The following is a 23,112-nucleotide window of genomic DNA, read 5'->3' on the forward strand; positions in this document are numbered from 1 at the left end:
ACCTCAGAACCGCTTGCCGATCGATGCGTAGAGATAGCGGCCATAGGGGACGTAGAGCGACCCCAAATAGCCATCGGCGGTGATCGGCGGCTGGGTGTCGAACACGTTGCGCGCGCCGATGCGGAAGCGCGTGTCCTCCAGCGGGCCCTTGCGGATGCGATACTGGCCATAGAGGTTGAAGAATGCCTTGCCCTCGACCTTGTACGGGTTGCCGGCCGTGTCGAGGAAGTTGGTGTCATACACCGTGCCGATGTAATTGCCGAACGCACCGATCTGGAAGCCCTTGTGGCTCCAGGTGAGCGATCCCGTCACACGCCACTTGGGCCGTCCGCGCTCCTCGATCAGGTCGCTGGCGTCGGTCAGCGGGGTCGCGGCATTGATCTGGCCCGCCGCGCGTGCATCGAACAGCGCCTGCACCGCCGGCGGCGTTTCGCGCGAGAATTTGGTCAGGCGCGCGGCGTTCAGCGCGACATCGAACCGACCGATGTCGGTGCGGACATTGTAGAGCAGCGCGAGATCGACGCCCTGCACGGTCTGGGGCAGCAGGTTGACGAACTGGTCGTTGATCCGGGTCACCGCACCGACCGCTGCCAGGCCGGTCCCCGTGAACACCGGCGTGTCATCGGCGGTGGGCGCGGACCGAACCACGTTCGGGTTGCTCGATCCCTGAAGGCGCAGGAGATAGTCGAGCACCAGCGCATTCTGTGCGCCGAACTGGCCGACGATCCCGGTCTGCTGGATCGACCAGAAGTCGGCGGTCAGCGTCAGGCGGCCGAGACCGGCGGGAATGAACTTCGGCTCGATCACCGTGCCGACGGTCCAGTTGGTGCTTTCTTCCGGCCTCAGGTCGGGATTGCCGCTGATGAAGATCGAATAGCTGATGCCGCGGCTGCATGCGGAGAAATTGGCGATCCGCGCCGCACGCAGATCCGCCTCGCACCGATAGTAATCGGTGTTCGAATTGAGCCGCGAATAGGCGACGGTCTTGGTCTGCTCCAGGTTCGGCGCGCGGAAGCCCTGCGACCACGAACCGCGCAGGCGCAATCCATCGACGATGTCCCATGCCGCCGCGACCTTGGGCTTGGCCACCGATCCGAAGTCCGAATATTCCTCGACCCGACCCGCAATCTGCAGATCGAGGCGGTGGACCAGCGGCACGTCCATCTCGGGCGACACGAGCGGCACGGCGAGTTCGGCATAGGCCGACAGCACGGTGCGGCTCCCGAACACCGACGGGGTGGGGCTGACTGCGGCGACGTTGGACAGGTTGGTTTCGCCGGTCACCATGTCCCTGAAGGTGATCTGACCGTTGAGGTTGGGATCGCGGATGTCCTGCTGCGTCTCGCGCCGACCTTCGACACCGAATGCGATGCCGACGCCGCCGCCGGGCAGGTCGAAGAGGCTGGCGCTCGACAGTTTGAAATCGCCGAGCAGCAGGGTCGTCTTGGACTTGCGCACGAGGTTGAAGCTGATCGCGTCGATCGTCGCCTGGCTCGCGGGTGAGCAGTCGCCCAGCGACGGCGTCGCCGAGCAGCCGCCGCTGAACGGGTTGTACGCATCGGGGGTCGACAGGGCGAGGTTGCGCTGGAGCGCGGTCATGTCGATCGCGTTGGAGCTGTCGCGCGCCTGCGCCTCCGAATAGAGGATGCCGGTGTCGTAATCGAAGCTGCCGATCTTGCCGCGCGCGCCGAGCAGGAAACGCGATTGCCAGTTTTCGACATTCACCACCTGATTGCCCGCATCGACGAAGCGATAGGTGGTGAGGCGCACCGGGAGTCCGGCGGCGGGGACGTTGGTGAGCCCCGGGATGCGGTTGGTATTGGCCTGGCCATTGGCGAAGGTGACCGGGCCGAACGGGTTCCAGTAATTGCTCGCCGGAATGACGATCGCGTTGAGGTTGATCGTCGGCGGCTGAATCCGCTGGGTGTCGGCGAGGTAGTAGCCGAGTTCGGTGTAGAGCTCGACTGCGTCGCTGACCTCGTAGCGGCCGGTGAAGAAGGCGTTGTAGCGGTTGAACGCGGGCGTGACCGTCGTGCCGGGACGCGTATCGAACCGCTCGCTGCGCAGCGTCGTTGCGGTCGCGCGGGTGCCGGTGCCGTAGCAGACATTGCTGTTGATCGTGACCGCGCAGCCGGGGTTCAGCGACGACTGGGTGTGGAACGCGCCCGCCGATGAGGTCAGCGCCTGATTGCCCGGGCTGCGGCGGATCGTGCCGGGGCCGCCGACAACGGCGAGGTTCGCCCAAGGGCTCTGCGTCGCGCGGCCATCGGCACCCAGGTTGCCGGCATAGGCGGGATCATTGGCGAAGAACGAGAGGAGATTGTCGGTCGCGGTATAGGGCTGGTCCTCGGCCAGCTGCGCGGTGCGGCGGACATAATTGACGAACAGGGAGAAATTGCCGCGGCCACCGGCGAAATTATGCCCGATCAGCCCGGTCCCCTCGAACTCCTTGCGGTGCGTCCCCTCGGCATAGCCGTAGCGCAGGTCGAGCCGCGCGCCGTCGAAATCGCCCTGGGTCACGGTGTTGACCACGCCCGCCACCGCGTCCGCGCCATAGATCGCCGCCGCGCCATCGCGCAGGATCTCCAGCCGTTCGATCCCGGCGACGGGCAGTGCGTTGGAGTTGTAGCCGAGCACGGGCACGTTGCCGTCGCCGGCCTGACTGGTCGGGTGGCTGACCATGCGGCGGCCGTTGAGCAGCACCAGCGTGTTGCCGACGCCCAGATTGCGCAGGTTGATCGAATTGACGTCGCCGCGCGCGGCGTTGCTGGTCTGCGGATTATTGGCTTCGTTGAAGGTGACGTCGCCCGCCTGGGGAATCGATCGGATCAGATCGTCGCCCGACAGCGCGCCGGTCGCCTCGATCTGGTTACGGTCGACGACGCTCACCGGCAGGGCGGTGGTGATGTCCTTGCCCTTGATCTGGGTGCCGACGACGACGACCTCCTGCTCGGGTGCGGCCTCTTCGCCGGCGGGAGCGGCGGGCAGCGCGTCCTGGGCCTGGGCGGGCAGCGCGATCGCCAGTGCGGCGAGTGCGGTTCCGGTCGCGAGCGCGCGGAGGCTGGTGCGGTTGGTCATGGTCTTCTCTCCCTGTTCCCGGAAAGGCGGCTTCGACGTCCGCTCTTCCCCAATGTCCTTGATCAGTCCGGATCGGCTTCCGTCGCTGGTCGCGCCGGGCCCGTCGGCGCCGCACCCGACAGCGCGCGATCGAGCGCGTCCTTGTCGAGCGCATTGTCCCAACGCGCGACGACGACCGTCGCGACCGCATTGCCGATGAAATTGGTGAGGCTGCGGCACTCGCTCATGAAGCGGTCGATGCCCAGGATCAGCGCCATGCCAGCGACCGGCACCGAAGGCACGATCGACAGCGTCGCGGCCAGCGTGATGAAGCCAGCGCCCGTGACGCCCGCCGCCCCCTTGGACGAGATCATCGCGATCAGCAGCAGGGCAATCTGGTCGCCAAGCGTCAGGTCGACATTGCACGCCTGCGCGATGAACAGCGCCGCCAGCGTCATGTAGATGTTGGTGCCGTCGAGGTTGAACGAATAGCCGGTGGGGACGACCAGGCCGACGACCGACTTCTCGCAGCCCGCGCGCTCCATCTTGTCCATCAGGCTGGGCAGCGCGCTTTCGGACGAGGAGGTGCCCAGGACCAGCAGCAACTCGGCCTTGAGGTAGCGGATCAGCTTGAAGATCGAAAAACCGGCGAGCTTTGCGACGATCCCCAGCACCACCACGACGAAGATCAGCGAGGTGAGGTAAAAGGTCGCGACCAGTCCGGCCAGATTGGCGAGCGATTCGATGCCGTATTTGCCTATGGTAAAGGCCATCGCGCCGAACGCACCGATCGGCGCCGCGCGCATCAGGATCCCGACCAGCTTGAACACCACCAGCCCGACGCGCTCCAGCATGTCGCGCACCGGCGCGGCGGGCTCACCCACCATCGACAGCGAAATGCCGAACAGGATTGCAACCAGCAGAACCGGCAGCAGCTGATCCCCCGTCAATGCCGAAACCAGTGTCGTCGGGATGATCGCCATGAAGAATTCGACGATGCCGCTCTCATGCGCCTTGGCGACATAGCCCTCGACCGCTCCGGTATTGAGCGTGGCGGGATCGACGTTCATGCCCGCGCCGGGCTGAACCGTATTGGCGACGATCAGGCCGACGATCAGCGCCAGGGTCGAAAAGAACAGGAAATAGGCGAACGCCTTGCCGGCGACGCGGCCGACCGAGCGCAATTCCGTCATGCCCGCAATGCCGGTCACCAGCGTCAGGAAGATCACCGGGGCAATGATCATCTTGACCAGCTTGATGAATGCATCGCCGAGCGGTTTGAGCGCTTCGCCGACCCCCGGCCAGAAAAAGCCCAGCGCAATGCCGGCGGCGATCGCGACCAGCACCTGGACATAGAGCTGGGTCCACCAGCGTCCGGGCTTTGCGGGTTCTGCCGCATATTCGAGTGCAACCGCCATCAACCATCCCCTCTGCGCGCCTTGATTGGCGCGTCTGGCTATAGTTGGCGACACTATGTCCGGGACAGGGGGAATTGCGAACGTCCGCGATAAATCGTTTTATTTCAACGGATTGATCATAATCATACGGATGAAAGGTGTGCAAAATGTGCGATATTCCGCGCATTACATATCGCGAATGTGTGATATTCCGCGCGGATGGAGATCGGGACGACTCGACTGTCACGTCGGCTGGCACTGGTTGCGGCAATCGGCTTGGTGCTGCTGGCGGCGGTTGCATTGGGCGCGTCACGCTGGGCGCGCGGGCAGGCGGTGGCAGCGACCGATGCGGCAGGGGCGGAGCTGGCGCGCGCCAACGCCGGCCTGCTCACGAGCGAGCTGCAGAAATTCCGGCTGCTCCCGCTCGTCCTGACCGAATATCCCGACGTGCCGGCGCTCCTCGACAGCCCGTCCGCGGCCGTTGCGGCACGCGTGAATGCCCGGCTGGAGCTGCTCGCCGCACGCACCGATGCGGCGGCGATCTATGTCATCGACGCGCGGGGCAAGACCGTCGCGGCCAGCAACCACCGCCTGCCGACCAGCTTTGTCGGCCAGAATTACGGATTCCGGCCCTATTTTCGCGATGCGGTTCGCACCGGCAGCGCGGAGCTGTTCGCGCTGGGTACGGTCAGCGGCATACCCGGACTGTATCTTGCGCAGCGGATCGGCTCCGCTGCACGCCCGCTGGGGGTGATCGTGGTGAAGATCGAGTTCGAACGGGTGCAGGCGCAATGGGCCGCGCAACAGGGCACGACGATCGTCACGGATCGACATGGCGTCGTGATCGTGACCGGCCGTCCCGACTGGCGCTTCCGCACGCTCGCGCCACTCTCCGCCGCCAGTCGCCAGGCGATCCGGGCCACGCGACAATATGGCGATCTTCCGCTCGGCCCGCTCGGCCTGACCCTGGATGGCGCCGACGTGCGGGGGACCGGGGTCGACATTGCGGGCGACAGCCGGGTCGCGTCGGTCGCCACACCGCTGGCAGGGGCACGGTTGCACGTCCTGATGCCGCTGCGACCGGCGCTCGCCAGTGCCAATGCCAATGCGCGGCTGGTGACGCTTGCCGCGCTGGTGCTGATCGTCGGCGCGCTGCTGTTGCTGTGGCGCGCGCGCGAGCGGCAGCTGTTGCAAGCGACGGCACGGGCCGCGCTGGAAACCCAGGTCGCCGAACGAACTGCCGAGTTGCGCGAAACCAACCGCCAGCTCGAGGCCGAAAGCGCCGAACGCGCGCGCGCGGACCAGCGTTACCGGGCTGCCCGCGAAGAGCTGGCACAGGCAAGTCGCCTGGGCTCGCTGGGACAGATCACCGCCGGGGTGGCGCATGAGATCAATCAGCCGGTCGCGGCGATCCGCACCTTTTCCGACAATGCGCGCCAGCTGCTCGACCGCGGCGACACCGTGCGTGCCGCCGACAATCTTGGTCGCATCAGCGCGCTGACCGAGCGGATCGGCGCGATCACCGGCGAACTGCGCAGTTTTGCGCGAAAGCGGACGCCCGATATCGGCGCGGTCGAAATCGGATCCGCCATCGACTCCGTCGTGCTGCTGATCGGTGACCGCGTGCGTGCGGCGGGGGTCAGGCTGGACCGCGTCGGCGATCTGAACATCAGGGTCATCGCCGATCGCGTGCGGCTGGAGCAGATCCTCATCAATCTCGTCCAGAACGCACTCGATGTGCTCGCCGGGCGGCCGGACGCGCGCATCGTTATTGCGGTGGAGGGGGAGGGGGATCGCGCGCGCATCACCGTAAGCGATAATGGCCCGGGCGTCCCGCCGGACCTGCGCGACCAGCTGTTCACGCCGTTCGTTACCGGGCGGGAAGAGGGGCTGGGGCTCGGACTTGCGATCTCCCGCGACATTGCCCGTGATTTCGGCGGCGAGTTGGCGCTGGCCGACGGCCGGGAGGGCGCGCGGTTCGAACTCACGCTGTTGCGCGCATGATGGCCGAGGCGGATCAGATCGTCTTCTTCGTCGACGACGACGCGGCGTTGCGCGAGGCGAATGTGCAGACGCTCGACCTCGCCGGCCTGCCGGTGCGCGCCTTTGCTGACGCCGCGTCGCTGCTTGCCGCGATCGGCCCGGATTTCGACGGCGTCGTGGTCAGCGACATCCGCATGCCCGGCATGGACGGACTCCAGCTGTTCGCGCGGCTGCGTGCGCTGGATGCGGACATTCCGGTCATTCTGGTCACCGGACATGCCGACGTCCCGATGGCCGTCGGCGCGCTCCGCGACGGCGCATTCGACTTTCTCCCCAAACCCTTTTCCGCCGATCATCTGGTTGCAGCGGTCCGCCGCGCGCTGGCGCACCGCCGCCTGATCCTCGACAACCGCGCGCTTCGCGCTGCCGCCGCCAGCCCGGTCGACAGCCCGCTGATCGGCGATAGTCCGGCGATGGTGCGGCTGCGCGAGAGCGTCGCACAGGTCGCGCGCGCGGAGGTCGATGTGCTGATCGAGGGGGAGACGGGCACCGGCAAGGAACTGGTCGCGGCGATGCTCCACCGTGGCTCGCCCCGCGCCGCGCGCGCCTTCGTCGCGGTCAATTGCGCCGCGCTGCCCGATGCGCATGCCGAAATCGAGCTGTTCGGTCACGCCGCCGATGCCGTTCCGCACGGACGGTTCGAGCGGAGCGGTCGGATCGAGGCGTCGAGCCGGGGCACGCTGTTCCTCGACGATATCGACGGGATGCCGCTGGCGGTCCAGCCGCGCCTGCTGCGCGTTCTGGAAGAGCGCGAGGTGCTGCCGGTCGGAGCCGAGCGCCCGATCCCGCTCGATCTGCGTGTCGTCGCTTCGGCCAAGCGCGACCTGCTGGCGCTTGCCCAGCAGGGGGCGTTCCGCAGCGATCTGTATTTCCGGCTCAACGTAGTGCGCCTGTCGATCCCGCCGCTGCGCGAGCGGCGCTCCGACATTGCCCAGCTGTTCGCGGCGTTCGTTGCCGAAGCGGTGCGGCAGACCGGGCAGGGAGGGTTTCGTATGACGGACGCGGTCCGCCGCCATCTGCTCGACCATGAATGGCCCGGCAACGTCCGCGAGCTGCGCAATTTCGCGTTCAGCGCGGTGCTGAATCTGATCGACGGCGGCGGTCCGTCCTCGACGCACCAGACCCTGCCGGATCGCGTCGCCGCCTATGAGGCGATGCTGCTGCGGGAGGCGCTGGAGGCGACACGCGGCAATGTCGCCCGTGCGATCGATCTGCTGGGCGTCCCGCGGAAGACCTTTTACGACAAGATGGCGCGCGCCGGGCTGACAGCGGGAGCGTTCCGGCGGCGGGGCTAGTTGGGGTCGCTCTTGCGCTGAATGACCGGCTGGTCACGTCCGATAGCTGGCGCGGTGCGAACTGCTGCAAACCCGCCTGGCGCTGGACCAGCATCCGGCTGCGTGCGCTGCTTCCGAGCCGTGCTGCCAGTTGCATCAATGCGCAGGCGGCCACACCGGTCGATGTTGCGCAGTGGGAGGCAGGGTGGCGGGTCGGTGGCCGACACGGTCGGCGAATTGCTGCGTCAACGCGGCTTCCCATAAAACATGATGAACTGCAAAAATAGCAGGGCCGCCGGGGTCGATCAAACCGGAGCGGAGCAATCTGGTACGGGCGGGGGGACTTGAACCCCCACGGACCTTGCGGTCCAACGGATTTTAAGTCCGGTGCGTCTACCATTCCGCCACGCCCGCACGCGTTCCGTCTGGCGGGCCGAACCCTCCCGAACGCCAAACGCGCCCGCGGTCTATCGGTCCGTTGGCATGGTGCCAAGCAAATTGCCGCGTGCCGTCACACGTTGAGGCGCAGGCGCATTTCCTTGCCAGGCTTGAAATAGGGGACCCGCTTCGCGTCCACGTCGACCGATTCGCCGGTGCGCGGATTGCGGCCGGTGCGCGCGTCGCGTGCGCGGGTGGAGAAGGCACCGAAACCGCGCAGTTCGACGCGTCCATTCGCGACCAGGCGCGCGGTAATTTCTTCGAAGAAGATGTCGACGATCCGCTCGATCTCCCGCGCAGACAGGTCGGGATTGTCCGTCGCCAGCATCTGTACGAGTTCAGAGCGGATCATGTGCGTCCCCATGTTCGAGCTGCGGCGCCATGCCCACAGCAGCGACTATGTCAGACGTCTACGCGGCGCGCGGGGGCTGCGGCAACACAATCTTGCTCCCGGCAACCAAAATTTGAAATATATGACCGAACTCGTTGAAATCGCTGGAAAGGGGCGGACGCCGAAGCGCCCGCCCGCGGTCCAGTTACTTCTTCTCTTCGCGTGCCTTGAGGGCTTCGCCGAGAATGTCGCCCAGCGACGCGCCCGAATCGGACGAGCCATACTGCGCAACCGCCTGCTTCTCTTCGGCGATCTGCATCGCCTTGACCGAGAAAGTCGGCTTCTTCGAACGGTCGAGGCCGGTGACCATCGCGTCGAACTTCTGGCCGACCTGGAAGCGCTCCGGACGCTGCTCGTCGCGGTCGCGGCCAAGGTCGGTGCGCTTGATGAAGCCGGTGACGCCATCGTCGCCAACCTGCACTTCAAGGCCTGCGTCGCGGACTTCGAGAACGGTGACCGTGACGATCTCGTTCTTGTTGACGCGGGCGCCGGCACCAGCGGCCGGGCTCGGCACGCCGCCGCGCTCAAGCTGCTTCATGCCAAGGCTGATGCGCTCCTTGTCCGGCTCGATCGCCAGGACGACGGCCTTGACCATCTCGCCCTTGCGATGCAGCGCCAGCGCGTCCTCGCCCGAGATGCCCCAGGCGATGTCGGACATGTGGACCATGCCGTCGACGTCGTTGTCCAGACCGATGAACAGGCCGAATTCGGTGGCGTTCTTGACTTCGCCCTCGACTTCGGTGCCGACCGGATGGGCGGCCGCGAACGCTTCCCACGGATTCTGCTGAGCCTGCTTGAGGCCGAGCGAGATGCGGCGCTTTTCCTGATCGACCTCGAGCACGACGACATCGACTTCCTGCGAGGTCGACACGATCTTGCCCGGATGGACGTTCTTCTTGGTCCAGCTCATTTCCGACACGTGGACCAGGCCCTCGATGCCGGCTTCGAGCTCGACGAAGGCGCCATATTCGGTGATGTTGGTCACGCGGCCAGACAGCTTCGCGCCGACCGGATACTTGCTGCCTGCGCCATCCCACGGATCGCTCTCAAGCTGCTTCATGCCGAGCGAGATGCGCTGGGTGTCGCGGTTGATGCGGATGATCTGAACCTTGACGGTGTCGCCGATGTTCAGGACTTCCGACGGGTGGTTGACGCGCTTGTAGCTGAGGTCGGTGACGTGCAGCAGGCCGTCGATGCCGCCCAGGTCGACGAACGCACCGTAATCGGTGATGTTCTTGACGACGCCGTCGATCACCTGACCTTCGGCCAGGCTCAGGATCAGGCCCGAACGCTGCTCGGCGCGGTTCTCTTCCAGAACGGCGCGGCGCGAGACGACGATGTTGCCGCGCTTGCGGTCCATCTTCAGGATCTGGAACGGCTGCGGCAGGTCCATCAGCGGCTGGACGTCGCGGACCGGACGGATATCGACCTGCGAACCAGGCAGGAACGCCACGGCGCCCGACAGGTCGACGGTGAAGCCGCCCTTGACGCGGCCGAAGATGACGCCCTCGACGCGGTTGCCCTGGCTGAATTCGAGTTCCAACGTGTCCCATGCGGCTTCGCGGCGGGCGCGGTCGCGGCTGAGCATCGCTTCGCCGTTCGCATTCTCGACGCGGTCGACATAGACCTGGACTTCGTCGCCGACCTTCAGGTCAGCCTTCTGGCCCGGCGCCGCGAATTCGCGCAGCGGCACGCGGCCTTCGCTCTTGAGGCCAACGTCGATGACGGCGAGGTCGTTTTCGATGCCGGTGACGGTGCCGATGACGACGCGGCCTTCAAAGCTTTCTGCGCCGCCGAGCGTCTGGTCGAGAAGCGCGGCGAAATCGTCGCGCGTTGGGTTTGCCGTAGAGGCCATAAAGGGTTCAGTCCTAACTATCGTTTTTCCGGCCGGCTGGTTGGGTCCAGCGGTCTTTGAGGCCGAAACGCCGCGGCGGCCGAACGCCGGTCGCGGCATTCGTTGAACGGCCCGAACGAAGGGACAGACGCTCTTTCAGAAAAAGCGAAAACGGCGCTGGGGCATTACGCCTCGCGCTTCCCTCCACAAGCACCGCTCGCAGAACGGGCGCGCCATAGACGGGAACCGCCCGAAAGGCAAGGATGGCTCTGCTTACGCATTGTTTACCGCGCGCCGTCATGATGCCGCCCCAATACGACCTGTGGGGGAGAGGGTGTATGGTGGCCGTAACCGTGCCGGCTGGCGGCGTGCAGGGGCGCGTCGTTGCAGCGATGTCGGGGCAATATGAGATCGTCCGCGACGATCGCCTCGCGGTCATCCGCATCCGCTGCGTCGGGCTGAGGCTGGGCGAGGAGGTCGATCGCTACCTCGCGGTGCTCGAGCCGATCGTGGCCGACATGCGCGCCTGCCACGGCCGGGTTCGCGTGATCGCCGACCTGCGTAACGCGCCGATCCGCACGCAGGAGGCGGCGGACAAGATGCGCGCGGGCAATCTGCGCCTCTATCGCACCGGCGACCGGATCGCGCTGATCGTCGAGTCCAGCCTGCTCAAGATGCAGCTGCGCCGGACGCTGGTCGCGTATCAGAACATCTTCGTCTCGCCCAACGCCGCCGAAACCTGGGTGACCGCAGAGGTTTAAGGAGATGCCCGCCGCCCCCATGGGAGGGGGAGAGTGGGGACGGCGAGCAAACAGGTCGGTCCTCAGGCGCTCCAGGCCTGGAACGGTAGGTCGAGATCGTCGGCCACCGCCTTGAACGCGATCTTGCCCTGATAGACGTTTAGGCCGTTGGCGAGGTGCGGATCGGCGGCCATCGCCTTTTCCGCGCCGAGATTGGCAAGCTTCATCACGAAGGGCAGGGTCGCGTTGTTGAGCGCGAAGGTGCTGGTCCGCGCGACCGCGCCCGGCATGTTGGCGACGCAATAGTGAATCACGCCATCGACTTCATAGACCGGGTTCTCATGCGTCGTCGCATGGCTGGTCTCGAAGCAGCCGCCCTGATCGATCGCGATGTCGACCAGCACGCTGCCGCGTTTCATCGTCTTGAGCATCTCGCGCGTCACCAGCTTCGGCGCCGCCGCACCCGGCACCAGAACCGCGCCGATCACCAGATGCGCATTGGCCACCGCCGCCGCGATCGCCGCCTTGCTGGCATAAGCGGTCTTGATCTGACTGCCGAAATGCATGTCGAGTTCGGCGAGGCGGGTATTGTTGATGTCATAGATGGTGACATCGGCGCGCAGGCCCGTCGCCATCTGCGCCGCGTTGATGCCCGAAACGCCGCCGCCGAGGATCGCGACGCGCGCGGGCGCCACGCCCGGCACGCCGCCGAGCAGCACGCCGCGGCCGCCCTGTTCCTTTTCCAGATAATGCGCGCCGACCTGCACCGACATGCGTCCTGCGACCTCGCTCATCGGCTTGAGCAGGGGGAGCGAGCGATCGTTGGCGGTCACGGTTTCATAAGCAATGCACGTCGCGCCCGACTTCATCAGCCCTTCGGCCTGCGGCTTGTCGGCGGCGAGGTGGAGATAGGTGAACAGCGTGTGGCGCGGTTCGAGCAGCGCGATCTCGCTCGGCTGCGGCTCCTTCACCTTCACGATCATGTCGCTCTGGGCGAACACTTCAGCCGGAGTGCCGACGATGCGCGCGCCGGCGGCCACATAGTCTTGGTCGCTGAAATCGATGCCCATGCCCGCATTGGTCTGCACCACCACCTCATGCCCGGCAGCGGTCAGTTCGGCGACCAGCGGGGGTGTCAGTCCCACGCGATATTCGTGATTCTTGATTTCCTTGGGCACACCGACGCGCATGGACACTCTCCAGGAGAATTATGGTTCTGTTACACCTCTAGCGCAGGATGCGCCCGCGAATCCCTGCAAACTCATGCGCTGTTCAGCCGGCTGTCACACGATTATGCTGTCGTTGGCGCAAAAACTGGAAATCTGTGCGGAATGGATCGAATCGACGAGGCAATCCTGAAACTGCTGGCGCAAAATGCCCGCGCGCCGGTGAACCAGATCGCGGGTGAGGTGGGACTGTCCCCCTCTGCCTGCACGCGGCGGATTCAGGCACTTGAGGCGTCGGGGCATATCCAGGGCTATGCCGCGCGGCTCGGTCTGCGTCGGCTGGGGTATAGCGTAACGGCGTTCGTCGACATCACGCTCGGCACAGAGGTGGACGAGGATCTGGCCCGCTTCGAAGCTGCCGTTGGCCAGATCGACGGCATTGTCGAATGCGCGCTGGTATCGGGCGGCTATGATTACCGGCTCAAGGTGCTGTGCCGCGACCTCGACGACTATGAGCGGTTGCACCGCGAGAAAATGGGCCGGCTGCCCGGCGTGGTCAAGATCAGCTCCAGTTTTGTTCTACGTTCGGTGCCGACGCGGAGCGAGGCGGATGCGCTTTTCGTTAGACAGAATTAGTACGTTTTCCATTTTCATGATCGCGGTATCATAAGATATCGCCATGCGTTACATGAGCGAAAAAGTCTTCTGCGACGCGCTGTGAGTAAAGCTGCTCCCAGTATTTTTGGGAGAATAGCGTGCCTGAGCTTATCTTACTCGCCGCCATCGCGATTGCCATTATCGGATATGTGTTCAGCCGGCGATATACGGACCAGGCGGTCTATCGCCGCCGCCGCCGCCGCGAGAGAGCGGAGTATGATGCGGTCATGGCGAGTCGGCGGGAGGCCGAGGACTCCAGCCGCTTGCCGTGATGCTGGCGTGCCGTTGCTACCCCATGTTGCACGTGCTAACGGCCCGCGTTGTTTCAACGGACAGGCATTGGTCGCATGACCCCTCGCTCTCTCGCCACGGCACATAAGTTCCTCCCGTGAGCGAGCCCAACGGAAGCCCCGAGCCGGCTGCCGACTCGATCCCCGCCGACCAGCATCACACGCATGGCCGCGAGGCCGCGCTGTGGAAGCTTGCGGTTGGTGCGATCGGGATCGTGTTCGGCGACATTGGCACCAGCCCGCTCTATGCGTTCAAGGAAACCTTTGCGGGTCATCATCCCCTCGCGCTGGACCAGGAACATATCATGGGCGTCATCAGCCTGATGTTCTGGTCGATGATGGCGGTAGTGACGTTGAAATACGTGACCGTGATCATGCGGGCGGACAACAAGGGGGAGGGCGGAAGCCTCGCGCTGCTTGCGCTGATCAACCGGTCGAGCGGGCAGAAGAAGTGGACCGCCGGCATCGTCCTGCTCGGCGTGTTCGCCACCGCGCTCTTCTATGGCGATTCGATGATCACCCCGGCGGTGTCGGTGCTCTCGGCGGTCGAGGGGATCGCGGTTGCCGCTCCGGCCTTTTCGGGCTGGATCCTGCCGATCGCGGTCGGGATCCTGCTGGCGCTGTTCTCGATCCAGCGCACCGGCACCGCGCGCGTCGGCGCGATGTTCGGTCCGATCATGCTCGGCTATTTCGCGGTCATCGCGACGCTTGGTACGCTCAGCGTGATCAAGACGCCCGAAGTGCTGTGGGCGCTGCTGCCCAGCTATGCGGTGCATTTCTTCGTCATCGACGGCTTTGCCGCGTTCCTCGCGCTCGGGTCGGTCGTGCTGGCCGTGACCGGTGCCGAGGCGCTGTACGCCGATATGGGGCATTTCGGGCGCAAGCCGATCCGGGTGTCGTGGCTGTGGTTCGTGCTGCCCGCGCTGATGCTCAACTATATGGGGCAGGGCGCGTTGCTGATGCGCGATGCCAGCGCGCTGCAAAGCCCGTTCTACATGCTCGCGCCAGAATATCTGCGCCTGCCGCTGGTCGGCATCGCGACGATGGCGGCGATCATCGCGTCGCAGGCGGTGATCACCGGTGCCTTCTCGGTTACCCAGCAGGGCATCCAGCTCGGCTTCATCCCGCGTCTGCGCATCAGCCATACGAGCGCGGCGACGGCAGGGCAGATCTATATCCCGCTGATCAACTGGGCACTGATGATCGCGATCATCCTGCTCGTCCTGACCTTCCAGACCTCGTCCAACCTCACCGCTGCCTATGGCATCGCGGTGACGGGCGCGATGCTGATCGACAACTTCCTGATCGCGGTGGTGCTGTTCGGCCTGTGGAAGTGGAAGAAGCGCTATGCCGTGCCGCTGCTCGCGCTCTTCTTCGTGGTCGATCTCGCCTATTTCAGCGCCAATCTGACCAAGGTGCCCGATGGCGGCTGGTTCCCACTGCTGGCGGGGGTGCTGATCTTCACGCTGCTCACCACCTGGTCGAAGGGCCGCCGCCTGATGGTCGAGCGGATGCGCGAGAGCGCGATGCCGATCAAGGTGTTCATCCAGTCGGCCGCGACCTCGGCGACGCGGGTCAAGGGCACGGCGGTGTTCATGACCTCGACGCCGGAGGGCGTGCCGCACGCGCTGCTTCATAACCTCAAGCACAACAAGGTGCTGCACGAGCGGGTGATCCTGCTCACGGTCAAGATTGCAGACCAGCCCTATGTCGACGAAAAGGACCGCGTCACGCTCGACGATCTGGGGCAGGGGTTCCACCGCATGAAGATCTTCTACGGTTTCATGCAGGAAGCCGATGTCCCGGCGGCGCTGCAATCGTGCAGCACCTGTGGCGGCGCGTTCAACATGATGGACACGAGCTTCTTCCTGTCGCGTCAGACGCTGTTGCCGTCGGAGCACCCGGGCATGCGGATCTGGCGTGAGAAGCTGTTCGCGTGGATGCTGCGCAACGCCGAAAGCGCGATGGAGTTTTTCCGCCTGCCGACAAACCGCGTGGTCGAGCTGGGGAGCCAGGTGGAGATTTGAGGGCGGCGGCATCCTCGTCTGCAATCCTCCCCCGCAGGGGGCAGGAGTTCGTGTGACCCCGGCGCCCATCATTGTCTCCGCGCTGTTCGGGCGACAGGATCAGGCCGTGTTAGATGCGTTGCGGCGGGAGCATTTTCCGCCCGAGCGCAATGTGCTGCCCGCGCATCTGACCTTGTTCCATCATCTGCCGCCATCGGCGCTGGACGAGCTGAAGCACCGGTTGAACGCCGCCACGCGCGGCGTGCGGGCGCCGACGGCGCGTGCGGCGGGGCTGATGTCGCTGGGGCGGGGGGTGGCAGTGCGGATCGAATCGCCGGGACTGACCGCGATCCGCCGCGACCTGAGCGAGGCTTTTGCCGGGATGCTGACGCCGCAGGATGCCGGCGGCTGGCGCCCGCATGTCACCATTCAGAACAAGGTCGCGCCATCGCTCGCGAAGCTGTTGCTGAGCGCGCTGAGCCAGGATTTCCGGCCGCGCGAGGTCGAGATCGCCGGTCTCGCCGCCTCGTATTATCGCGGCGGACCATGGGAGCTGATCTCGCGGCACATGTTCGCTTGACCGGGCCGGAATCGCTGCCTATGTGCGCCGCTCTCGCTCGCGCCCAGAGGGATGCGAGCCGCCGTGGTAGGGCGGAGTAGCTCAGTTGGTTAGAGCACGGGAATCATAATCCTGGGGTCGGGGGTTCAAGTCCCTCCTCCGCTACCATTTCGCAGTCATCGATCTCGACGACATGGCGCCGCACCCGGCGGCATGGCCGGTCGGCGAGTTCGTCTGACCGGTGCCCGCCGCCTGTTGGATCGCAGTGACGGCTTCCCCGCAAACCCAGCGCATTGGTAATGCAGGCGAACAATTATCGGTCGCCGTTGCCCCAATATTGTTTGCTGTATTTATACAGTAGTATCGATAAATCCCCCTAGTTCCAGCGGCATGCCGCTGATCATTGCAAGTCAATGCTGCGACCGTGTGTCCGTCATTCCCTATATGAATCCAAAACATTGGGGACTTTCGCCGAATTTCTGCGGAGGGCTCCCCGCAACGATGTGTTCGGGTGAGGACAAACGATCATGGCTAAGACGGCATTCCTGTTGTTCGCTTCGTATCTGACACTCTCCAGCCCGGCACTTGCCGCGACGGACCCGCATGCGCCAAATGACAGTGCGACGGAGGCGGAGGGCGACGCGAAGGAAAAGCCTGCGCCCCAGACCACGGAAGTGTTCTCGACCGGCGTTGCCAAAGGCCGCGATCGGCTGGACAGCGCCACGTCGACTAGCGCGCTGCGTGGCAATGACGTCCAGAAGCTGGGGCCGCGCCCGCTGGGCGAAGTGTTGCGCAACATGGCGGGTCTGCGCGTCGCGACCAGCATCGGCGAAGGCAACAACAACTACACCGTGCGCGGCCTCCCGCTCGCCGCCGGCGGTTCCAAATACATGCAGATCCAGGAAGACGGTCTGCCGGTGCTGGAATTTGCCGACTTGTTCAACGTCGGCGCCGATGTGTACCTGCGCAACGACCTGAGCGTCGCGGCGATCGAATCGATCCGTGGCGGTTCGGCATCGACCTTTGCGTCCAATTCGCCCGGCGGCCTGATCAACGTGCTGTCGCGCACCGGCGATGTCGAAGGTGGGACGATCCAGCTGTCAACGGGCGTCAACTATGACGAGCAGCGCGTCGATTTCAGCTACGGCGCCAAGCTGGGCGAAAACACCCGCTTCCACATCGGCGGCTTCTACCGGTCGGGCGAAGGCCCGCGTGACATCGGCTTCGACGGCTGGAAAGGTGGTCAGATCAAGGCCAATATCACCCACCAGTTCACGGGCGGCTATGTCCGGCTGTACCTCAAATATCTCGACGACCGCTCGCCGACCTTTGCGCCCTATTTCGCCAACATCACCGGCACCAATGCCGACCCGACCATCCGCAGCTTCCCTGGCTTCGACCTGCGTCGGGGTTCGGTGCTGTCCTCCTATCTCGGTCCGGTCGTGACGCTGGACGAGAACAACCAGCCCGCCGCGCTGCCGATCGCCACCGGTCAGAGCGCGGAATCGCGGTCGATCGGGTTCGAGGGCCAGTTCGAGATTGCCGGTTGGACGATCACCGAACGCATGCGCTACTCGGTCAATCGCGGCGACTTCAGCCGCGCCTTCCCTAACAGCGCCAACACAGTGTCGGCCTTTGCCGTCGGGCAAGGGGGCGCGGGCGCGACCGCACGCTATGCCAGCGGACCACTCGCGGGCCAGGTGATCAGCCCCACCGCCAACATCAACGGCAACGGCCTGCTTTCGCTCTACTTCGTGTCGTTCGTCCGCGCCCGCTCGCTCGACAATTTCACCAACGACATTCGCGGGTCGAAGGTGTGGAACCTGTCCGGCGGCAAGCTGACCACGACGCTCGGCGCCTATTTCGCGACGCAGGATCTCAACACCACCTGGCTGCACACCGCGATGAACGTCGACGTCAACGGCGACAACGGCACCGCGATGGTCGACATCTTCAACGCAGGCGGCGCGCCGCAGACGCTGAATGGCTATTACGCCTTCGCCCGCGCGAGCAGCCTGTTCCGCCGCGCGTTCGATGTGAACTACAAGGTGTTCGCACCCTATGGCTCGGTGAACTTCCATGTCGGCAAGCTCGCTGTCGGCGGCAGCCTTCGCTATGACAAGGGCAAGGTGCGCGGATCGCTGGTCGGCGCCGACCTGAATAACGGCAGCGTCGGCCTGATCACCCAGGACATGAACCGGGACGGCCTGATCAACCCGGCCGAGACGCGCGTCGCCTTCCTGCCGTTTACTCAGCCGGGTGCGGTCAATTACGACTATGGCTATCTCAGCTACTCGGCCGGCGTGAACTATCGCGTCGCGGAGCCCTTCTCGGTCTTCGCCCGCTACAGCAAGGGCGCCCGCGCCAACGCCGACAAGGTGCTGTTCACCCCGCTGATCAACAACGCCACCGGCGACATCCGCAGCGAGCGCGACAAGCAGGACGACGTCAAGCAGCTGGAAGGCGGGTTCAAGTTCCGCAAAAACGGCTTCACGTTCAACGCTACCGCGTTCCGCGTCACTGCGGCGGACCACAACGTCCTCAACGGTGCTGCCAACCGCACCGACCGCACCTATCGCGCGACCGGCGTCGAGATGGAAGGCGGGATTCAGCGTGGCCCGTTCAGCCTGATGGCCGGCGCGACCTATACCAAGGCCAAGATCACGCAGGATTTGCTCGAACCCGGTCTGACCGGCAAGGTGCCGCGCCACCAGCCGGACTGGACGCTGACCGCCACTGGCTCCGCCGATCTGGGCCGGGCGACCGTGGGTGCGAGCGTCGTGACCATCACCAAGAGCTTCGCGCAGGACTCGAACCTGCTGGTGATGCCCGGCTTCACGACGGTCGACCTCTTCGCCCAGGTGAAGCTGCTCAAGGGCGGCAGCCTGGCGGTGAACGTCAACAATGCACTCGACCAGCTGGGGATCTTCGAGGTCAACCAGGCAAGCGTGCCCGCCAGCGGCATCGGTTTTGCCCGTGCCGCGAATGGCCGGACCATCTCGGGGTCGCTCCGCTTCGACTTCTGAGGGATTGCGCGCGGGGGACTGGTCGTCCGACCGGTCAGCCCCCCGCGTCGCGGATCGTTTCCATCGCGACGAACGTCGACGTGCTGGCGACGTGCGGCAGGCTGGAGATGCGCTCGCCCAGCACTTCGCGATAGCGGCGGATATCGGCGGTGCGCACCTTGAGCAGATAGTCGAAGCTGCTGGCGATCATGTGGCACTCCTCGACTTCGGGGATGCGCAGAACTGCCTGGCGGAATGCCTCGAGCGCGTTCTCGCGCGTGTCGGACAGCTTCACCTCGGTAAAGGCGATATGGTCGAGGCCGAGGCGGGCGGGGTCGACAATCGCGCGAAAGCCGCGGATCACGCCACTGGCGACCAGACGCTTCATCCGCACCTGACATGGCGTCTTTGACAGCCCGACACGGGCGGCGAGGTCGGTAATCGAGATGCGCCCGTCCACCCGCAGGATTTCCACGATTTTTCGGTCGAACGCGTCCAGATCGCTGTGGTCGAGCATATTCTGGCGCATTTGGACTGTCTCGGATTGCATTTGAAGGCAAAGTGATAAGCTGAAGGTGCTTCAAAAGTCCATCTGCCGCAACGGCATCTGATACCATGGCGCAATGACAAATCCCTTCGCCGAATTCGCCCCGCCCGTTCGCCCCGCTACCCCGTTGCGCGCCGCGATCACCGCAGCCTATCGTCGGCCGGAGCCCGAATGCCTCGCGCCGCTGATCGAAGCAGCGACGCTGCCGACGAATGTGCGCGAGGCGGCGAAGGCGACCGCGACCGGGCTGATCACGGCGCTGCGTGCCAAGCACAAGGGCACCGGGGTCGAGGGGCTGGTGCAGGAATATGCGCTGTCGAGCCAGGAGGGCGTGGCGCTGATGTGCCTCGCTGAAGCGCTGCTGCGCATCCCCGACGCCGCGACCCGCGACGCGCTGATCCGCGACAAGATTTCGGACGGCGACTGGAAGTCGCACATCGGCGACGGCCGTTCGCTGTTCGTCAATGCCGCGACCTGGGGTCTGGTGGTCACCGGCAAGCTGACCGGCAGCGTCAACGATGCCGGGCTGGCGGCGGCACTGACGCGCCTGATCGCGCGTGCGGGCGAGCCCGTGATCCGGCGCGGCGTCGACATGGCGATGCGCATGATGGGCGAGCAGTTCGTGACCGGCGAGACGATCGCCGAAGCGCTGAAGCGCGCCCGCCCGCTCGAGGCGCGCGGCTTCCAGTACAGCTATGACATGCTGGGCGAGGCGGCGACGACGATGGCCGATGCCGACCGCTATTACCGCGATTACGAGAATGCGGTGAACGCGATCGGCACCGCGTCGGCGGGACGCGGCGTGGTCGGTGGCCCCGGCATCTCGATCAAGCTGTCGGCGCTACACCCGCGCTATGCCCGCGCACAGGCGGGGCGGGTGATGGCCGAGCTGCTGCCGCGCGTGAAGGCGTTGGCGATGCTCGCCAAATCCTATGACATCGGCTTCAACATCGATGCCGAAGAAGCCGACCGGCTCGAACTCTCGCTCGACCTGCTCGAAAGCCTCGCGCTCGACCCCAATCTGGCCGGTTGGGATGGCCTTGGCTTCGTGGTCCAGGCCTATGGCAAGCGCTGCCCGTTCGTGATCGACTGGATCATCGACCTCGCCCAGCGCGCCGGGCGGCGGATCATGGTGCGGCTGGTCAAGGGCGCCTATTGGGACGCGGAGATCAAGCGCGCGCAGGTCGACGGGCTGCCCGACTTCCCGGTCTATACCCGCAAGGTCCATACCGATGTCGCATACATCGCCTGCGCACGGAAGCTGCTGGCAGCGAAGGCACATGTCTTCCCGCAATTCGCGACGCATAATGCGCAGTCGCTCGCGACGATCTATCAACTCGCCGGGCCGGACTTCGCCGTCGGCGATTACGAATTCCAGTGCCTGCACGGCATGGGTGAGCCGCTCTATGACGAGGTAGTCGGGAGCGACAAGCTCAACCGCCCGTGCCGAATCTACGCGCCTGTCGGGACGCACGAGACTTTGCTCGCCTATCTCGTCCGGCGCCTGCTCGAAAACGGCGCGAACTCCAGCTTCGTCAACCGTATCGCCAATCCCGAAGTGTCGATCGCCGAGCTGGTGACCGATCCGGTCGAGGTCGTGACCGCGATGGATGCGCCGGGAAGCAAGCACCCGATCATCGCGTTGCCCCGCGACCTGTATGGCGCGCGGGTCAATTCGGCGGGGATCGACCTGTCGGACGAGACCGCGCTGGCCGCGCTCGCCGACGCGCTGCGCGAGAGTGCGGAAATCGGCTGGCTCGCCCAGCCTGCCAGCGGTGAGGGCAAGTCGCGCCCGGTGGCGAACCCGGCCGATGCGCTCGACATCGTCGGAACCGTGGTCGAGATGAGCGAGCCGGCCGCGCTGCAGGCGGTCGAAACCGCGCAGTCGGTCGCGGCGGACTGGGGCGCCGTGCCGGTCGCCGATCGCGCCGCGTGCCTCGACCGCGCCGCGGACCTCGTGGAATCGCGCATGCAGCTGCTGATGGGGCTGATCATGCGCGAGGCGGGCAAGTCCGCGCCGAACGCGATTGCCGAAGTGCGCGAGGCGGTCGATTTCCTGCGTTACTATGCCCAGCAGGCGCGCGCGACGCTGGGTGCTGCCCATGCCCCGCTCGGCCCGGTGACGTGCATCAGCCCGTGGAACTTCCCGCTCGCGATCTTCATCGGTCAGGTCGCGGCTGCGCTGGTGACGGGCAACCCCGTCCTTGCCAAGCCGGCCGAGGAAACGCCGCTGATCGCCGCGCAGGGCATTGCGATCCTGCACGCGGCGGGTGTGCCGGCCGATGTGGTTCAACTGGTTCCCGGTGACGGCCAGATCGGCGCGGCGCTCGTCGGCGCGTCAGGCACGCAGGGGGTGATGTTCACTGGCTCGACCGAGGTCGCGCGGATCATCCAGCGACAGCTTGCCACCCGCCTTGCCAATGACGGCACGCCAATCCCGTTCATCGCGGAAACCGGCGGGCAGAATGCGATGATCGTCGACAGTTCGGCGCTCGCCGAACAGGTGGTCGCCGATGTCATCGCCTCCGCCTTCGACAGCGCGGGGCAGCGCTGCTCGGCGCTGCGCGTGCTGTGCCTGCAGGAGGATGTCGCCGACCGTATCCTGACGATGCTGCGCGGCGCGTTGCACGAGCTGTCGATCGGGCGCACCGACCGGCTGTCGACCGACATCGGCCCGGTGATCAGCGCCGAGGCACGGATCAACATCGACAGCCATATCGAGAACATGCGGCGGCTGGGTCGCCGCGTCGAACAGATCGAGCTGGCGGGCGAGACCGGGCAGGGGACGTTCGTGCCCCCGACGATCGTCGAGATCGACGCGCTGTCCGATCTGCAGCGCGAGGTGTTCGGTCCGGTGCTGCACGTCATGCGCTACCAGCGCCGCGATCTCGATCGCGTGATCGATGCGATCAACGCCACCGGCTATGGCCTGACCTTCGGCCTGCACACGCGGCTGGACGAGACGGTCGAGCATGTCACGCAACGGGTCGAGGCGGGCAACCTCTACATCAACCGCAACATCATCGGTGCGGTGGTCGGCGTGCAGCCGTTCGGCGGCCGTGGCCTGTCGGGCACCGGGCCGAAGGCGGGCGGGCCGCTCTATCTGGGGCGGCTGGTCAAGGCAGCGACCGTGCCGGCGGACCTTGCCTCGTCCGCGTCGGATCCGGCGCTGCGCGACTTTGCGCTGTGGCTGGGCGAGGGCGGCGATTGCGCGCGCGAGGCGGGCGAGGCGTCGCTGCTCGGCGCGCAGCTTGAGCTGCCGGGGCCGGTGGGCGAGACCAATGTGTACAGCATTCACCCGCGTGGGTGCGTGCTGCTGCTCCCGCAGACGCGTGCAGGGCTGGTCGAACAGTTGTGCGCGGTGCTGGCGACGGGCAACCGCGCGGTGATCGGCAATGCTACCCTACGCGCGGAGCTGGACGGAGCGCCCGAGCGCGTGCTGCAGCGGATCGATTGGGTGGCGGACTGGCGCGCGGCCGGACCCTATGGCGGCGCGCTGATCGAAGGGGATGCGGCGACGCGCCTCGCCGCGCTGGCCGACATCGCCGACCTGCCCGGCCCGATCGTGCTGGCACAGGCCGGGACGCCGCGGCTCGACTGGCTGGTGGAGGAAGTTTCGACCTCGATCAACACCACGGCGGCAGGCGGCAATGCCAGCCTGATGGCGATGGCCTGAACATGCGATCCTCCTTCTGGCGGGGGAGGATC

General features: G+C 65.7%; 15 protein-coding genes and 2 tRNA genes. 10 read left to right on the forward strand and 7 right to left on the reverse strand.

From position 1 onward, the window contains the following. Positions 1 to 3: 3 nt before the first annotated feature. Positions 4 to 3,078, reverse strand: coding sequence for a TonB-dependent receptor domain-containing protein (locus tag ACO05N_RS11625; protein ID WP_422057247.1), 3,075 nt, complete (start codon positions 3,076 to 3,078; stop codon positions 4 to 6). A 62-nt stretch (positions 3,079 to 3,140) separates the two neighbouring features. Next, the gene (locus tag ACO05N_RS11630) at positions 3,141 to 4,475 is read right to left on the reverse strand and encodes a dicarboxylate/amino acid:cation symporter (protein ID WP_422057248.1); all 1,335 of its coding nucleotides are present in this window, start codon (positions 4,473 to 4,475) and stop codon (positions 3,141 to 3,143) included. A gap of 198 nt (positions 4,476 to 4,673) precedes the next feature. Here ACO05N_RS11630 and ACO05N_RS11635 point away from each other — a divergent pair, with 198 nt between their 5' ends. Together ACO05N_RS11635 and ACO05N_RS11640 are read left to right on the forward strand one after the other, a co-directional pair. Then, positions 4,674 to 6,458: a sensor histidine kinase gene (locus tag ACO05N_RS11635; protein WP_422057249.1), complete on the forward strand. Its 1,785-nt coding sequence runs from the start codon at positions 4,674 to 4,676 to the stop codon at positions 6,456 to 6,458. Further along, positions 6,458 to 7,792: a sigma-54-dependent transcriptional regulator gene (locus tag ACO05N_RS11640; RefSeq protein WP_422057250.1), complete on the forward strand. Its 1,335-nt coding sequence runs from the start codon at positions 6,458 to 6,460 to the stop codon at positions 7,790 to 7,792. The genes ACO05N_RS11635 and ACO05N_RS11640 overlap by 1 nt, the downstream gene beginning before the upstream one ends. A 305-nt stretch (positions 7,793 to 8,097) precedes the next feature. Here ACO05N_RS11640 and ACO05N_RS11645 read toward each other — a convergent pair. From ACO05N_RS11645 to rpsA, 3 genes are all read right to left on the reverse strand, one after another. Then, positions 8,098 to 8,185: transfer RNA gene (locus ACO05N_RS11645), tRNA-Leu, on the reverse strand. A gap of 97 nt (positions 8,186 to 8,282) precedes the next feature. Further along, a complete protein-coding gene (ihfB, locus tag ACO05N_RS11650; protein WP_422057251.1) occupies positions 8,283 to 8,561 on the reverse strand; it encodes an integration host factor subunit beta in 279 nt (92 codons plus the stop codon). Positions 8,562 to 8,745: 184 nt separating this feature from the next. Next, positions 8,746 to 10,455 (reverse strand): 30S ribosomal protein S1, encoded by a 1,710-nt coding sequence (gene rpsA, locus ACO05N_RS11655; protein ID WP_422057252.1) that lies wholly within the window; start codon positions 10,453 to 10,455, stop codon positions 8,746 to 8,748. Positions 10,456 to 10,772: 317 nt separating this feature from the next. Between rpsA and ACO05N_RS11660 the strand changes: the two genes are divergently transcribed. Continuing rightward, positions 10,773 to 11,195, forward strand: a complete 423-nt coding sequence (locus ACO05N_RS11660; protein ID WP_422057253.1) for a hypothetical protein — start codon at positions 10,773 to 10,775, stop codon at positions 11,193 to 11,195. Between the two features lie 62 nt (positions 11,196 to 11,257). Here the strand turns inward: ACO05N_RS11660 and ald are convergent, their stop codons facing one another. Continuing rightward, positions 11,258 to 12,364, reverse strand: coding sequence for an alanine dehydrogenase (gene ald, locus ACO05N_RS11665; RefSeq protein WP_422057254.1), 1,107 nt, complete (start codon positions 12,362 to 12,364; stop codon positions 11,258 to 11,260). A 141-nt stretch (positions 12,365 to 12,505) separates the two neighbouring features. Between ald and ACO05N_RS11670 the strand changes: the two genes are divergently transcribed. From ACO05N_RS11670 to ACO05N_RS11695, 6 genes are all read left to right on the forward strand, one after another. After that, positions 12,506 to 12,976, forward strand: a complete 471-nt coding sequence (locus tag ACO05N_RS11670; protein ID WP_422057255.1) for an Lrp/AsnC family transcriptional regulator — start codon at positions 12,506 to 12,508, stop codon at positions 12,974 to 12,976. A gap of 119 nt (positions 12,977 to 13,095) precedes the next feature. Beyond that, entirely contained in the window at positions 13,096 to 13,269 is a 174-nt protein-coding gene (locus ACO05N_RS11675) for a hypothetical protein (RefSeq protein WP_422057256.1), read from the forward strand. Positions 13,270 to 13,385: 116 nt separating this feature from the next. Beyond that, entirely contained in the window at positions 13,386 to 15,314 is a 1,929-nt protein-coding gene (locus tag ACO05N_RS11680; protein WP_422057257.1) for a potassium transporter Kup, read from the forward strand. Between the two features lie 52 nt (positions 15,315 to 15,366). Beyond that, on the forward strand, positions 15,367 to 15,873 hold the full coding sequence (locus tag ACO05N_RS11685) for a 2'-5' RNA ligase family protein (RefSeq protein WP_422057258.1): 507 nt from the start codon (positions 15,367 to 15,369) through the stop codon (positions 15,871 to 15,873). A gap of 70 nt (positions 15,874 to 15,943) precedes the next feature. Further along, a tRNA-Met gene (locus tag ACO05N_RS11690) sits at positions 15,944 to 16,020 on the forward strand. A gap of 359 nt (positions 16,021 to 16,379) precedes the next feature. Then, the gene (locus tag ACO05N_RS11695) at positions 16,380 to 18,878 is read left to right on the forward strand and encodes a TonB-dependent receptor domain-containing protein (RefSeq protein ID WP_422057259.1); all 2,499 of its coding nucleotides are present in this window, start codon (positions 16,380 to 16,382) and stop codon (positions 18,876 to 18,878) included. A 34-nt stretch (positions 18,879 to 18,912) separates the two neighbouring features. Here ACO05N_RS11695 and ACO05N_RS11700 read toward each other — a convergent pair whose 3' ends face one another. Next, the gene (locus ACO05N_RS11700; protein WP_422057260.1) at positions 18,913 to 19,407 is read right to left on the reverse strand and encodes an Lrp/AsnC family transcriptional regulator; all 495 of its coding nucleotides are present in this window, start codon (positions 19,405 to 19,407) and stop codon (positions 18,913 to 18,915) included. 73 nt (positions 19,408 to 19,480) lie between these two features. On the opposite strand from ACO05N_RS11700, the gene putA reads away from it, so the two are divergent. After that, positions 19,481 to 23,080 carry a trifunctional transcriptional regulator/proline dehydrogenase/L-glutamate gamma-semialdehyde dehydrogenase gene (gene putA, locus ACO05N_RS11705; protein WP_422057261.1) on the forward strand — a complete coding sequence of 1,200 codons (3,600 nt, stop codon included), beginning with the start codon at positions 19,481 to 19,483 and terminating at the stop codon, positions 23,078 to 23,080. The last annotated feature ends 32 nt before the right edge of the window (positions 23,081 to 23,112 follow it).

Source organism: Sphingomonas sp. (assembly GCF_965227385.1).
GTDB lineage: Bacteria > Pseudomonadota > Alphaproteobacteria > Sphingomonadales > Sphingomonadaceae > Sphingomonas.